16 protein-coding genes are annotated in these 13,823 nt (G+C 62.4%); 11 read left to right on the forward strand and 5 right to left on the reverse strand.

All coding sequences use genetic code 11. The annotated features are described in order from the left end of the window. The first annotated feature begins 6 nt into the window (after positions 1-6). Both LVY72_RS13880 and LVY72_RS13885 read left to right on the forward strand, forming a co-directional pair. Positions 7-921: a hydroxyquinol 1,2-dioxygenase gene (locus LVY72_RS13880; protein ID WP_237821847.1), complete on the forward strand. Its 915-nt coding sequence runs from the start codon at positions 7-9 to the stop codon at positions 919-921. Between the two features lie 821 nt (positions 922-1,742). Beyond that, positions 1,743-2,597 (forward strand): DUF4365 domain-containing protein, encoded by an 855-nt coding sequence (locus LVY72_RS13885; protein WP_237821849.1) that lies wholly within the window; start codon positions 1,743-1,745, stop codon positions 2,595-2,597. 377 nt (positions 2,598-2,974) lie between these two features. Here the strand turns inward: LVY72_RS13885 and LVY72_RS13890 are convergent, their stop codons facing one another. Beyond that, positions 2,975-3,799 carry a hypothetical protein gene (locus tag LVY72_RS13890; protein ID WP_237821851.1) on the reverse strand — a complete coding sequence of 275 codons (825 nt, stop codon included), beginning with the start codon at positions 3,797-3,799 and terminating at the stop codon, positions 2,975-2,977. 287 nt (positions 3,800-4,086) lie between these two features. On the opposite strand from LVY72_RS13890, the gene LVY72_RS13895 reads away from it, so the two are divergent. After that, the gene (locus LVY72_RS13895; RefSeq protein WP_237821853.1) at positions 4,087-5,931 is read left to right on the forward strand and encodes an AAA family ATPase; all 1,845 of its coding nucleotides are present in this window, start codon (positions 4,087-4,089) and stop codon (positions 5,929-5,931) included. Between the two features lie 180 nt (positions 5,932-6,111). Here LVY72_RS13895 and LVY72_RS13900 read toward each other — a convergent pair whose 3' ends face one another. Continuing rightward, positions 6,112-7,026, reverse strand: coding sequence for a tyrosine-type recombinase/integrase (locus tag LVY72_RS13900; RefSeq protein WP_237821855.1), 915 nt, complete (start codon positions 7,024-7,026; stop codon positions 6,112-6,114). Positions 7,027-7,233: 207 nt separating this feature from the next. After that, the gene (locus LVY72_RS13905; protein ID WP_237821857.1) at positions 7,234-7,572 is read right to left on the reverse strand and encodes a hypothetical protein; all 339 of its coding nucleotides are present in this window, start codon (positions 7,570-7,572) and stop codon (positions 7,234-7,236) included. 666 nt (positions 7,573-8,238) lie between these two features. Between LVY72_RS13905 and LVY72_RS24395 the strand changes: the two genes are divergently transcribed. From LVY72_RS24395 to LVY72_RS13935, 7 genes are all read left to right on the forward strand, one after another. Then, on the forward strand, positions 8,239-8,373 hold the full coding sequence (locus tag LVY72_RS24395) for a hypothetical protein (protein ID WP_269092524.1): 135 nt from the start codon (positions 8,239-8,241) through the stop codon (positions 8,371-8,373). Positions 8,374-9,231: 858 nt separating this feature from the next. After that, positions 9,232-9,453 carry a hypothetical protein gene (locus tag LVY72_RS13910; RefSeq protein ID WP_237821859.1) on the forward strand — a complete coding sequence of 74 codons (222 nt, stop codon included), beginning with the start codon at positions 9,232-9,234 and terminating at the stop codon, positions 9,451-9,453. Positions 9,454-9,515: 62 nt separating this feature from the next. Beyond that, positions 9,516-10,718, forward strand: coding sequence for a Fic family protein (locus LVY72_RS13915; RefSeq protein WP_237821861.1), 1,203 nt, complete (start codon positions 9,516-9,518; stop codon positions 10,716-10,718). 59 nt (positions 10,719-10,777) lie between these two features. Next, positions 10,778-10,939, forward strand: coding sequence for an antitoxin VbhA family protein (locus tag LVY72_RS13920; RefSeq protein WP_237821863.1), 162 nt, complete (start codon positions 10,778-10,780; stop codon positions 10,937-10,939). A gap of 314 nt (positions 10,940-11,253) precedes the next feature. Beyond that, a complete protein-coding gene (locus LVY72_RS13925; RefSeq protein ID WP_237821864.1) occupies positions 11,254-11,859 on the forward strand; it encodes a hypothetical protein in 606 nt (201 codons plus the stop codon). After that, positions 11,852-12,130, forward strand: coding sequence for a helix-turn-helix domain-containing protein (locus tag LVY72_RS13930; RefSeq protein ID WP_308190801.1), 279 nt, complete (start codon positions 11,852-11,854; stop codon positions 12,128-12,130). The genes LVY72_RS13925 and LVY72_RS13930 overlap by 8 nt, the downstream gene beginning before the upstream one ends. A gap of 198 nt (positions 12,131-12,328) precedes the next feature. Beyond that, the gene (locus tag LVY72_RS13935) at positions 12,329-12,565 is read left to right on the forward strand and encodes a hypothetical protein (RefSeq protein WP_237821869.1); all 237 of its coding nucleotides are present in this window, start codon (positions 12,329-12,331) and stop codon (positions 12,563-12,565) included. 31 nt (positions 12,566-12,596) lie between these two features. Here the strand turns inward: LVY72_RS13935 and LVY72_RS13940 are convergent, their stop codons facing one another. Together LVY72_RS13940 and LVY72_RS13945 are read right to left on the reverse strand one after the other, a co-directional pair. After that, complete coding sequence (locus tag LVY72_RS13940; RefSeq protein WP_237821871.1) at positions 12,597-12,830, reverse strand: hypothetical protein; 234 nt, start codon at positions 12,828-12,830, stop codon at positions 12,597-12,599. After that, entirely contained in the window at positions 12,827-13,405 is a 579-nt protein-coding gene (locus tag LVY72_RS13945; RefSeq protein WP_237821873.1) for a hypothetical protein, read from the reverse strand. Before LVY72_RS13945 ends, LVY72_RS13940 begins: the two co-directional genes overlap by 4 nt. Between LVY72_RS13945 and LVY72_RS13950 the strand changes: the two genes are divergently transcribed. Then, complete coding sequence (locus tag LVY72_RS13950; protein WP_237821875.1) at positions 13,404-13,550, forward strand: hypothetical protein; 147 nt, start codon at positions 13,404-13,406, stop codon at positions 13,548-13,550. The genes LVY72_RS13945 and LVY72_RS13950 overlap by 2 nt on opposite strands. The last annotated feature ends 273 nt before the right edge of the window (positions 13,551-13,823 follow it).

Here is a 13,823-nt window from a genome sequence, read left to right on the forward strand (position 1 = left end):
CCCGCCATGACCGACTCCCCGGAAACGACCATCAACGGGATCAGCGCCGAGCAGGCCGCGATCGAGCAGCAGCTGACCGACACCGTGCTCGCGTCCTTCGCCAACACGCCCGATCCGCGGCTAAAGACCCTGATGCAGGCCTTGGTCAAGCACCTGCACGCCTTCATCCGCGAGGTCCGCCTCACCGAGGCCGAATGGAACGCCGCCATCGAATGCCTCACCGCCGCCGGGCACATCACCGACGACAAGCGCCAGGAATTCATCCTGCTCTCGGACGTGCTCGGGGCCTCCATGCAGACCATCGCGGTAAACAACCAGGCGGTCGGCAACGCTACCGAGGCCACCGTCTTCGGGCCCTTCTTCACCCAGGACGCCCCCGAAATCCCCCTCGGCGGGGACATCGCCGGCGGCGCGCACGGGCAACCCTGCTGGGTCGAAGGCATCGTTACCGACACCGAGGGCCGCCCCGTCCCGCACGCGAGGATCGAGGTCTGGGAGGCCGACGAGGACGGCTTCTACGACGTGCAGTACGCCGACTCCCGCACCGCCGGCCGCGCCTGGCTGACCTCGCAGGCGGACGGGTCCTTCCGGTTCTGGGCCCTGACCCCCACCCCCTACCCCATCCCCCACGACGGGCCGGTCGGGAAAATGCTCGAAGCGACCAACCGCTCCCCGGTCCGGGCCTCGCACCTGCACTTCATGGTCACCGCCCAGAACCTGCGCACCCTGGTCACCCACATCTTCGTCGAAGGCGACCCCCAGATCGAGATCGGCGACAGCGTCTTCGGGGTCAAGGACTCCCTCATCAAGCGCTTCGACCGGCAGGAACCCGGCACCCCCGCCCCCGACGGCCGCGACCTGGGCAACCAGGCCTGGGCCCGCACCCGCTTCGACATCGTCCTCGCCCCCGCAGGCACCTGAGCCGCTGCCCTGCCAATGGCTTGCCCTGCTGGAAGCAGGAGCTCTGAGCCCGAAGTACACCGCCTTGCCGAAGTCATCCTCAAGGCAACTGCCGGAACCGTATGGAGCGCCCTCCAGGAACAGCCCACCGCCCATACCGAAGTCCGCTCCTTGGCCATGTCTGGCAGACGATAGGAAGTAATCACCCCCGGGACTGCCGCGACGCCTCCGTCGCGGCAAGCCCCGGGGTAAAGGTATGGCCTATGAGCGAGAAGACCCGCGAACACCATAAGGAATACCTTCCCGCCCTGCCTCATCGAGACCTGGCGGCGTCTGAATGGCGCCGCCGGAGACGGACGCCTCCGCCACGGGCCACGCCGGCTTTGCCCCCTGCCTGCCCTCCCAGGGCGTCCGTTCCGCCGGTCGCTACCGGCAGCCGCGCCGGATCCAGACTCTATCCCCAGCCAGATCCGGATCCGGCGCCGGCCAAAGCATAGTTTTCAAGGGAAGCCCAGCTCCCGTCACGCCTCCCCTGCTGTCGCGTAAGCCGGTCCTTCACCGCGACGCGGTCTCGTCATGGCTCGTAGGCCAAGATCACGCACAGATACTGCGATTGCTGATTGGCGTATGCCCCGCCCACAATAAAGCCCGGCGAGGTACCCTAACCGCGACAGTCACCTCCATGGCTGGTCAGGCCGCTCCAGGCCACATGCCAAACTTGGGAATTACACAGGGAACGCCGAAAGAAACTGTGTTCCGGCTTTTCGCGACATGTTGGCCGACGTGCTTCCTCCGGCACGTGGCTGGAATCCGACAAGGTACTACGCTGATAGCCTTGCGGCGTGGTGAACCAATGGCACAAAGAAGAAGCTGGCGTGCTGGCCGTTCAGATGGCGGCGCACACCGCCGGCCTGATCAGTCGAGACCAGACCAAACACGACTTCGGCATCGACCTTCAATTCGAACTGACGGACGATCGAGGCGACGGGACAGGCCGACTCTTGGCAGTCCAGATCAAGACGGGAAAGTCCTACTTCAGTAATCCGACGACGGATGGCTGGTGGTTCTACATCAGCGAGCGACACGCACGGTATTGGCTCAACCACTCGCTCCCCGTGATTCTCGCCTTGCATGATGATCGGAACGAGGCTACATACTGGGTTCGCGTTGCGAGCGACACGATTGAGAGCACAGAAACGGGCGGATCGAAAGTCCTGGTACCGTCCGGACAGGTTCTAGACGAGAGCGCGTTCGCGCACATAGCTCGGTTCGCGGAACGTCGGAGATCGATTTCGACAGGAACATTTGTCGATACGCCAGGACGTCACCGCGTTGTCATGAAGGAGGCGATGGAAGCTGCGGCTCGCGATGACGCCCGCATCGCCTTTGAGCTGGCGCAAGGGACGGGCACATTAATGGTCACCGACGCTACTTACCATATGGGTGATCCGATGGGACGCTATGTCCTTACGGCGTATCGTGAGTTCGACGAGTTTTTAGCGCTGGTTCTGGTAGTTAACCACCTCACGTCGCTAAACAAACTATTGGAATCGGTAAATGAACCGTGTGTGAGATTGCAGGCCCTTCTCAAGGGCTTTGCTATGGCGATGCCAAACGATGCCCATCTCGACGAAGTTGAGCACTTGAAGCAATACATCGCGTTAAACGCCGCCACGTACTGGGGCGGGGCCATATAGATTGGTGAAGCTCCACATACGCCGTACTCGGCTCAGCTGTCCACAACGCTCATCTCGAACGCCCGGAAATCGCTGCCGCACCAGCGAAAGATTGGGCCCAGTTTGGAAATTTTCTCGCAAGTTCCCTGGACGCAATGCTTATTGCGTGACCGGGTTCTAGCCTTCGGAGCAGCGAAACGAATGTTGGGCCTACCCCACAGCAGGAACTCGACCAGTCAGCGGCAACGTTGATGGTTGGGCGCTCCGACCTTGGACAACGGTTCCGGCTGATACCGGCAGACCGCCGGCCGAGACTCCGATCCGGGCCTGATGGTGTTCCGGGTTCGATCTGTCCTTTTGATGATCCTCGGGTTGTCAGAGCTCAGAGGGTCAACGGGCTATTCGAGGTTGAGGAACTTCAACAGGAAGCTTCCGGCCACTGTGGTGACGGCAAATGCCGCTACGGCACTAACCACCTTGAGTGTTTTTGTCATGAGTGGCTGCGGGGCATCAGTAAACCTGAATGCTGGGACGAGCAAGTTGGAAACTCCGGATGCCGTCAGCAGAACAAGGGCGGCGATAGTCGCCCACCACATGATCGCTGCTACGGCAGTATTGTGATCGTTCTGGCCGGCGTAAGAGAGGCCGGCGAGGACTGTGAACGCCCAGGCTGCCGCTACGAAGGTCCCTCTGCGGAAGATGGACCACCAGCGGGAAACTCCTCGTATTCCCATTTCAACGACGGCCGTGACAGTGCTTAGCCAATGTTCATCGTCGGACGACAACGTGATCACGAGCCCGCTGGACGCGTCCAGATTGAGCACAACGTTTGAACCGAAGTCAACACGGATCGACTTAGCGCCCTCTAGGTTGCCCTGAGCGAGTAGGTCATCGACGTCGCCTTTGACGGAAACCGAACGGCCGGCACCCAAGCTGGCATCGAGCCGGGGAAGAAGACGCTCCTTGACCACAGCTGCTTGTTCGTTGAGGGAGATTTCCGTCCTGGCCAGAAGGTCCTGGGCGTATGCATCCTGCGGACGCTCGGCCAAGGCCCGCCGCGCATCAGACACCTGACTGTGCCAGAAGACCAACTGCTCATCGAGGTTTTTCTGCCTGGTCTGCGTCAGGTGAGCGTCGATCGCACGTAGAAGTTCCCTCAGCTGGGCCATCGATAGCCGGACGGTTTTCCGTCGAATTTCTTGTCTAATGAGCATGCCGGTCACCCTATCCATGATATGTACCCATGATCGTGTCGGCCGACATGTGCTTCTGGCTGCCGAAGGTGTGTACTTGCCAGCGTAGGATCCTCCAAGGATTACCTCGCACCCTGCGACCCGCTAGCGACTAGGGCAGGTAAATTGCCGTGGTATCGGCGCGGCAGACAGCTACAAACATCTGCGGAAGGTAGGGCACTGTATCTCCCGCGGTGGATTACGCGCACCGGCTACCGTCTCAGGCAAACCGGAAGCAATAACCAGGGACACCACATCTGAAGCTCGATAATGAATCCATGACAACGGACTCCTCCATAGACCAGACCGCGCCATGGGACCCACACTTGCCGCCATATCTCCGTGGAGGAGACCCTGAAGCTTTTGGAGTCCGTGTTGCATCAGTTGCCTTTGAGGGCGGTGAGAGCATCAAACTTCCCGAGGTTGGTGTTACGGCCGTAGTCGGCGGCAATAATGTCGGTAAGTCCACGCTGCTCAAGCAAGTAAAGTCCTTGTTGGAACACGGCGGCGAACAAGGCTTCCCCTTTCTTGTTCAGGGAATCGAACTGAATCGACGCGGTACCTCATCCGACATGATCGCTTGGCTAGGACGTCACGGAAGTTACCAAGTTCAGAACCAGTCGGCCGTGCAGTTCATGAGACACTCCGAGGCGCCTCAAAATGTCGAGATGCTGAGCAATGCTCACGACGGGCATTATGGACAGCACAGCCTCGCGTATGCTTATCCTTTGCTGGGAAGGTTTTCAGATGCCCAAGACCGGCTCTATTGGACGGAACCAACGCAACGCCGCAGCGACTTCTCGGCACCGCCAACCCATCCAGTGCATGTTTTGGAAGACGACCCTGACGCGTTGGGACGAATCCAGAGGCACGCACGGGACATCTTCAATCAAGAACTGACACTAGACAGGTTGAGCGGAAGCTCGATGCTCCGGGTTGGCACCCCCGGCATTGAGGCACCTCCTGTTGATCAGGTAACCCACGAGTATCGAAATGCCCTGGCGAGTCTGCCACCGCTGAATGAACAAGGGGATGGTGTTCGGAACGCGCTCGGGATACTCATGCCCTTGGTTACCCCCTACCAGATCATCCTGATCGATGAGCCGGAAGCCTTCCTCCATCCTCCGCAGGCGAGGTTCCTAGGCCAGGCTTTGTCGGAAATGGCCTTGGAGTATCAAGTCCAAATCATTCTTGCGACGCACGACCGCAACCTCCTTGCAGGCCTGCTCGACGCGCCGGAGACAGACGTCTCCGTAGTGCTTCTCAACCGCAATAAGAACCAAACCCAGGTACGCCAACTACCGGCTGAATCTGTCCGAGAGCTGTGGGAGGACCCGGCGCTTAAGTACACCAATATGCTGGACGGACTCTTTCACCGACTCGTGGTCATCGCGGAAAACGAACGGGACTGCCAGTTCTACGCGGCGGCCCTTGAGGCAGCGTACGAGGACGGCAAGGCCAACGTTTCTCCATACGATGTCCTTTTCGTTCCCAGCAGCGGCAAGGCAGCGATTGCCCGGCTCGCGGGCCATCTCAAGAAGCTCGGCGTAAACGTCGTCGTCTCCCCCGACCTTGACGTTCTCAACGATCAACGGGTTATCAAGGCACTGGTCGCCGCGCTGGGCGGCGACTGGGACAAGATCGAAAAAGTCTACAACGCAGCAATCGGTGAGTTCGTGGGACCCCGAACCCCGAGGAAAAACAGAGACGTCCTGAACGCGATACAAGCAGTCCTGGGCGCTGCCCCAGATGGCCCATTCACGGGTGAGAGCAAGCGAGCTGTGAATGCCATGCTGTCCGTACAGAGCCCGTGGACAGCGCTCAAGGATTACGGAACAGCTGCGTTCAAGAGCGGAGCGGCAGCCGCAGAACAATTGCTCCAGTGGCTCGACGACTTGGGCATCTGTTGCGTCCGCGTAGGCGAACTCGAAGGATTCGGACGGGAAATCCAACGCCGGAAGGGCTTGGATTGGCTAACCGATGCGCTCACCGCCCAGACCCATAAGAAAGCCGCGGTGCAGGAGCATGTAGCACGGCTGGTTGCAACCCGTGAACCGCAGACCACAGAGACACGCGCTGAAGCCGGCACTGAGGACTTCATACCCTCAGAACAGCAGGGCTAGCAAAGGAGGGGACGATGCCACGAGCTAAGCGCATCCGCCCCAAGCCTGACAGCCGTAGCGCCCTCACCGTAGCGGGTACGAGCGCTGCCCCGGGAGGTTGGTTGTTGGCCTGGCTAATCGCCCGATTGTCGGTGAAACGGAGAGCTCCCTAAATATAAGGTGTAAAAACCGGGATCCGGCCTACGCCAGCGCCCGTGCCACGTCGTAGCCGGCGGACTTTGCCAGCTTGTGCCGGGACCGGTCGTACCGCCGCGTGGTGCGCGGATCGGCCTGCCCGAGGCTGTCCTGCACATCGTGCAGGGGCACCCCGTTGTCCAGGGCGATCGTGGCGAAGGTGTGCCGCAGGCTGTGCGGGCTGATCCGTCCCTCGATGCCGGCCCTGCGGGCCAGCCGCTGAACGGTGCGGAACGCCTCGGTGCGGTGCCATGACTTCCCGGTGGCCGTGGTGAAGAGCGGCCGGCTCGTGCCCTGCCCGAGCACCAGGTCGGCCCCGGTGGTGCCCAGGTAAAGGTTCAGCGCTTCGACCGCGGGGGCGGGCACCGCGACCTTGGCGATCTTGCCGCCCTTGCGCCGGACGGTCAGGGTGCGGTGGCCGGCGTCGTGGCCGTAGTCGGCCGTCGTGGCGCCCAGGGCCTCGCTGATCCGGACGCCGGTGAACAGCAGCACGTTGACCAGGGCGTTGGACCGGTCGCCGGCGGCCCGGGCGGTGCGCAGCAGCTCCTTCGCCTGGTCGCGGCTGAGCCCCTGCGTCGAACTGTGGTCGGCGTCCACCCGCGGCCGGGTGACCGCCTGCACCGGATTGAAATGGGCGGCATCCACGGCAATGGCGTACCGGTAGAAGCTCGACAGCGCCGCCAGCGTCCTCGCCACGGTCGACGGAGCCCCCGCGAGGGTGTGCCGGTAGCCGTCCACATGCACCCGGCGCGCCGTGAAAAGGTCCAGGCCCAGGCCGTCGAGCCAGGCGCAGTAGTCGAGCAGGTTCCGGCTGTAGGCGGCCAGCGTATGGTGCGACATCTGCGCCAGCTGCCACGCGGCAATAATGCTTGCGTGTCGTGCGGCGTTTCCGGCAGGCGCGGTGTTATAAGCGAGGTCCACGCCTCACTCTCCCACAACATAAGGGACATTATGTTGTGGATTGGCGCGTGTCGGAAATTTTCCGCGGAAGCGGAAATTTTCCCCGATCCGGCCCGAAATCGCTTGACCTGCGACCAAAGCCTGTTGTAAGGGGACTTCGATGCACAAAAAAGGAAGCCGGAAAGTCTTGTGCTTTCCGGCGTCCGTGGTTAGTAATCCGCGGCCAGGTCAGAGGGCGGCGGGGATCGCCGCCCTCTCGTCGTCGGTGGCCCCGTCCAAGGCCCAGCCGATGCCGTTCCTGATCTGCTCCCAGTCAACGGTGTCCGCCCCCAGCTGCCTCGCCCGGGCGTTGTAGCCGTCCCGGTACGCCCTGACCGCGGAGTTCACCGCCTCCGTCCCGTGGCTGCGGTAGGCATCAAGCACCAGGCGCCCCGTGTCCTCCCCCGGATTGTGGATGCTGGTGCCGGCCACAACCACCGTGCCGCCCCGCAGGTCCTGCGCCGCCATCTCCGCGGCATGGCGTCCTGTCTCTTCGGCGCTGACAATCAACTCGTTGACCGATTTCATCGGGATCCCCCTTTTCCTTGTTTCCCCTGCTTGAATCCTATCGGCAGGCCAAAGGTTTTTCGGGATGGCTGGCTGTGTTTTTCATATGTGACTGTCTGTGAATTTCTGTTCGCTGTTCTCGTTCGCATTGGTGCTGCACGGCAGTACCGGGAACACGTTTGAGCAGCGAAAATCAATAGAAGCGGATGCGGTCTCGTCTCTTACAGAATGCGCAGGTTTTTGGGGCTGCCCGCGCCCTATGCAATCAGGGTCATGATGCACGCCTTCGATAATGCCATGCGGCATACCGCCTATGAGCGGCTGACCAACCGCTCTCAACGTCCTCGTCCTGGCGCCTTTGGGAATAGGGGTGTCTTCGCAATTCGGCCGGGTAGATGCGGCCGGCTATTTGTGAGTTGACAAGCTTATTCATTCATTGAGCGGGCCGCCGGGAAGTCCATCCACGGGTGTGGAGCATGACGGCAAACACCAGGGTCGACGATGCTCCATGCAGAAGCACTGAAACCGCACTCCCGCTGACCGTCACGGCTCCGGCCTCGACTGCCTGCTTCTACTCCGGCGAGGCGGCCGGCCCGGGCCCGGCTCCATCAGCCTGGGCAGCACTGGAACGATGGAACTGCCTGACGAGCGGCGGCAGGGTCAAGCCGTCCAGAAGCTTCACCTGCGATGCACAGCGACGGGATCCAAGACCCCGATGGCCCCGAACTCATCACTATCATCGACAACGGCCTGATCGAGATCGAACCGGGCATGGCGACAGCACGCCTCTACCTGGTCCGCACCGCTGCACGACTGCCCTAAGCACGTCGGACAGGGGCGCCTGACGCCCGGTACCGTTTTTGGCAGGCTGCGCCGGTACTGGGTCCGAAGCCCCTTCGATGCCGCTAAAACCCCTAGCTTGAGCGGGAATTCCGCTGTTCAGGAGGTCGGCCGCGGCCGGAGTGGGTACCGGCGCAAAAAGGCGAAAAGGTACGCATATTTCTCGTTATTTCAGGGCGAACGGCCAAAAGTACCGTATGTACCGGCGCAATTAGAAAAACCCTATGCGCATGCGCGCACGTGTGTGTACTTTCTAAAATAAATTGGTACATGCGGTACTTTTCCCTCTCTGTTTGTTGATTTTTCAGGGTAAAACGGCCAAAAGGGCGTACCGTATCAGCAAAACCACGAGGAAAAATACGGTACGCGCCGCACCCTTCCTGTGCGCCCAAAAACCCCGTCGTACAAGGCGAAGAGCCGTCTGCGGGCATGCCGCGGCCGCCGGAAAAATACGGTACCTAATACGGTACTTTCGGCGGTTTTGGCCCCAAAACCCCTCAAAATCGCCCCCTGCATCCCCTCGAACGCCTTCGAAAGAAGGAGGAAAAGCCGTGCAATCTTCCGGGCATACCCTGACCGCCATCAACAACTCAGCCTTCTGCGCCCGGAGCAACCGGCCACGTTTGAGGATCTGGTCGCACTGAACATCGCACGCGAATGCATCGACATCCACAACTCACGCCAGCTGGAGTTGGACGTGCCCCCGACGGGCTCTTCCAGGCCGACGATGCCACGTAGCTGATGGCTTTCACCGTGTCCTGTGCATCAGCGAACCGACCGGGCTGAGCGCGACTCACCTGCACCGTGAACGGTGGAACGCTCTCGCGCTACCCTGTAGCCATGAGCAGCAGGAACCGGCGCGACATCGGGCGCGTGCTCAGGGGTGAGACACCATACGACGACCTCGATGAGCGTGATCAGGCGAGAGTGCGGGCAAACTGGGATGAGCAGATCGCCGAGCGTCGGGCGCGCCTGGATCTCGCTGCCGAATTCACGCAGGCGGGGCGTTCCTGGACAGAGGCGGACAAGCAGGGCTCTGCCGTCGTGCACCGCAACAGATAAAAGAGTGCGCGTAAAGCCACCATACCAAAGGCTAACCACATAGCTTTTGGCATGATGGAGTGATGATCACGGATAGACGGCAGCCCGGCACCTGGCCGGCGACCGGCTACGAAGCCCGCCCGTGGGTGCGCTCCGGTGACGAAACCGCCTCCCGCCGGGCCCTGCTCCAGGTCCGCGGCGACTACCGGGCCGCCCTCCCGCCGTTGATCGCCGCGGTCCCGGCGCTACCGGACCCCGAGACGATTGCCCTGGCCGATGATGCGAGCCGGGAACTTGCCCGGTTCGACGCCGAGGTCGGAATGATCGCTGTCCCGTTCGCGCTGATCCTGCTGCGTAGTGAGTCCGCCTCCAGCTCCGAGATCGAGAACCTCACCTCCAGCGCCCAGCAAGTGGCCCTTGCGGAAATCGGCCGGTCGAAGTCCGACAACGCGCGCCTGGTCGCCGCGAACGTCCGCGCCACGACCGCGGCCATCGAGCTGTCCGATCGGCTGGACGGGAACTCGATCCTCGCCATGCACGATGCGCTGTTGCGGGACACCGCGCCGGAATACACCGGCCGCTGGCGCAGCGAACAGGTCTGGCTCGGCGGCGGGGGCATCTCGCCGCACGACGCAACGTTCGTGCCGCCCCACCACACGCGCGTACCCGGGCTCATGGCCGACCTGGTCGCATTCGCCGGGCGCACAGACGTGCCCGTGCTCATCCAGGCGGCGATCGCACACGCTCAGTTTGAGGCCATCCATCCCTTCCCCGACGGCAACGGTCGGACCGGGCGGGCTCTCCTGCAGGGCATGCTCCGCCACGGCGGCCTGACCCGCCAGGTTGCCGTGCCCGTATCGGCAGGGCTCCTGCACGACACCAATGCCTACTTCCGCGCGCTGACCGAGTACCGGGCCGGGAAAGCCGAGGCCATCGTCACCGCCGTGGCCGAGGCAACCTTCGCTGCAATCCGCAACGGCCGTGCACTCGTGAGGGACATCCAGGCTGCGGCTGCCCGCTGGGACAGCCTGGTCGTCGCCAGAAGCGACTCCTCCGTGCACCGGGTCAAGGAATACCTGCTCCGCCAACCGGTCGTGAACACCAGGACCATCGCGGCAGAGCTGCAGATCAGCGAGGTTGCCGCGCAGAACGCGATCGACAAGCTGGTCGACGCCGAGGTACTCACACAGAGCAGCGCCGGCCGCCGGAACCGCATCTGGCAGGCGCCGGAGATCCTCGCAGCACTCGATGCGTTCGGCGCACGGGCCAGACGCCACCATGGCTGAAAGCCGCAAGGCGGTCACCGACGACGCTAGAATTGATACCGGAGATGAGGAGGCCCGACATGCTCAGCAGCGAGCAAAAACGCGAGTTGACCATCGACACCATGGCCAGCTGGGCACTGGACGGCATGCAGCCCGACCGTGAGACCGTCGAGGACATCAACGCATACCTCGATGGCCACAAGACGCTTCACGAGTTAATCGAGAAGCCGAAGAAGCTCTGATGCCTGCGGGTAGTGCCGAACCGTTCGCCGATCCGTACGTCTACTCAGGTACGAGCGTCCTCCGCGCGCTCGAGACCCCTTTTTCCGGCCCGGCCCCTGCAAGCGATGAAGTACGTCCACCCTTCACCTAGCTCCTTACTGGCGTCAACGCCGTCGTATTTCCGGGCCGTCTCGTAGGGCCGGCCCAGATCCGATGCGCAGCCTTTGGCGCAAGCAAAACAGACAAGTGATAACGAGTTGGACCGGTCTCTTGCGCTCTACTGCCCTTCCACATATCGTCTGTCGATAACATCGAAATTTGATAAGGGGGCATCATGGACAAGGCAGTCTGGAAGCGCCGCGGAGCCACTACGGCCGCCATTACCGGAGTCACGATCCTGGGCGGCGTCATGATTGCCGGCTCGGTTCTGCCGCCCTGGCCGCTGATCTCCAACCAGTATTTCGGCCAGAACTCACCGATCGGCAACTTCGTCCAGGCGGTCTTCGAGTACCCCATCGTTGGTCCAGCCGCCTGGCTGTTTGTCGATCAAGAACCGTGGTACGTGAGCGTGCTGGAACTCGCACCGATCATCCTGCAGGCCATCATCCTGGCGGTGCTGACGTTCGCGATAGCCCGGCTGCTGGCCGGCATCCCCGGCGGCGACTCGTTCGCCCCCTCCGTCCGCAAATCGTTGACGCTGCTGAGCGTGGCGGCGCTGGCGGGCGCCATAATCCAGTTCAGCGTAGGGTTGCTGGCCTGGACCATCTGCAAGGGATGGCACGACGCCAACTTCGGGCCGGTGAATGACCTCGTCTACGGCCGGCCGCCGTTCCCGGACTGGCCGGTGACCCTCCTGATCATCGGGATCCTGGCGGCAGCCCTCCGGGCCGCATTCCGCGATGGCGCACAGCTGCGGGAGGAGGTCGCCGGAATTGTCTGACCGGAAAGAGGAACAGCACCGCATCACCTGCCATCTCGACGAGGTGCTCCAGACCCACGACGTGACCCTGACCGAGCTGTCGCGCCGCACCGGGATCACGATGGCCAACCTGTCGATCCTCAAGACCAACAAGGCCAAAGCGATCCGCTTCTCGACCCTTACGGCGATCTGCGAAGCGCTCGACACCAGCCCGGCGGAGCTTTTCAGCTTCTCCCCGGACCAGAGCTTTCCGGCAGGTACGCAAAAGGCGACCGCCCGGATCCGGCACTGACCCAAACAGTGACGACGGTCCCATCTGCATCCGTATCCCGGCCAGCCGGCGTAAATCGCTCAGGCCGTGCCGGGCTTCCGAAAGGATAACGATCCCGGTCTTGTCATTGTCGAAGGCCGGCTCTGCTGCTTGGCTGGAACCGGCACGTATCACGATGATGAATGTGGGGGCCGGGTGGAAGCGTCGAAACTGTCAGCGATGACTATGCGCGCCGGGGCCGGGCTGGGAGCAGCTGCCGTCCTGCTTGTACTTCTGAACCCTCTGATCATCGGCACCTTCGGCACGACCACATTCGTTGAGCACGCGCCCGTGGCCATGGTGGTCACTGCGGTTTACCTGCTGGCAACAGCCGCCTGTGTCATATTTTCCGCTGTCCTGGTTGCCGCTTCCCTGATCATGCGCCATGCAGAATTGCTGAAGTCAGAGTCCCGCTGACCGTCATGGCTTTAGGCTCAACCGTCGGCTTCTATTCCGGCGAGGCGGCCGGCCCGCCTTCATCAGTCTGGGCGTTACGGGAACGGTGGGACTGCCTGACGAGTGGCGGCAAGGTCAGCCCGACCAGAAGCTTCACCTGCGGCGAGGTCTCACGGCCCAGTTTCCTGTCCAGCGTGACCTTGAGCCGTGCCGCGCGGATTTCCTTGCGCAGCACAGCGGCAACCTGGTCCCGGTCAGCCGGGTCGTAGCTCCTGCGGTACGTCATGTGATGTCCCGATCCTTCGCCCTGGTAATTGGCGGCAGTTCCATCTCGGACAGAAGCTTCACCTTCTCCGAGGTCTCGCGCCCGAGCGCCTTGTCGAGCTCGACTTGCAATTGAGCAGCGAGGATCTCGCGGCGCAGGGTGGAGAGCACCCGGTCCCTGTCCGTCGGGTCGTAGGTTCTGCGGGCGGTCACTTCATCGACGCGCTGGTGCCGCCCGGCGATCGGCGCCAGCTTCATTCGGGACAGGCGTGTCACCTTTGGCGAGGGTTCCCGTCCCAGCAGTTCGTCCAAGGTCACTTTCAGGCGGGCTGCGAGGATCTCGCGACGCCGTGTACCGCAGCCCGGGTCCTTGGTCGCCGGGTCGCCGCTGCCGCGGCCGGTTGCATTTTCGGCGGGATGGTCCAATCTGACGATCCGCGGCAGGTCCATGGCCGCCAGAGCCTTCACTTCCGGGGAGGTTGTGCGGCCGAGCTCTTCGTCGAGAATAACCTTCAGCCGTGCAGCCCGGATCTCGCGGCGCAGCACGTTGAACACATAGCCCTTGCCGTACTGGCGGTATTTCGTCGGCTTCGTCATGAGCGTCCTCCTGCTGCAAGGCGTTTCCATCATCGCCCGTTACTGGCCGATGGTCTATGCCACCGGGATACTGAAAGGCCACCAAACCATCGTGTGGCAGGTCTTTGAACGACGTAACAGAGTGCTGACGCCTTTGATAGGGTGACCATCCGTTATAAAGAACCCCCGGTCTGCTCGACCGGGTACGCACCGATGGGCAGCTTGCCCGGCTCCGTCAGCCGGGCACATCGTAGGGGGCGCGCCATGCGGATTCTTCCCGGCTGATCCGCCTGACCCAGGTGGCCGGGATCCAGCGGGTTTCGATGCCGAGGTCATCGTCCTGCCGATCGCGCCGGTGGCCCGCGGCCCGGGCAATCTATCTTCCCGTCCGTGAAGGCCTTTAGACGGATCGCCGGTCATGTCATCTCCTTCCGGACCG

The organism is Arthrobacter hankyongi, assembly GCF_022012395.1.
Taxonomy (GTDB): Bacteria; Actinomycetota; Actinomycetes; order Actinomycetales; family Micrococcaceae; genus Crystallibacter; species Crystallibacter hankyongi.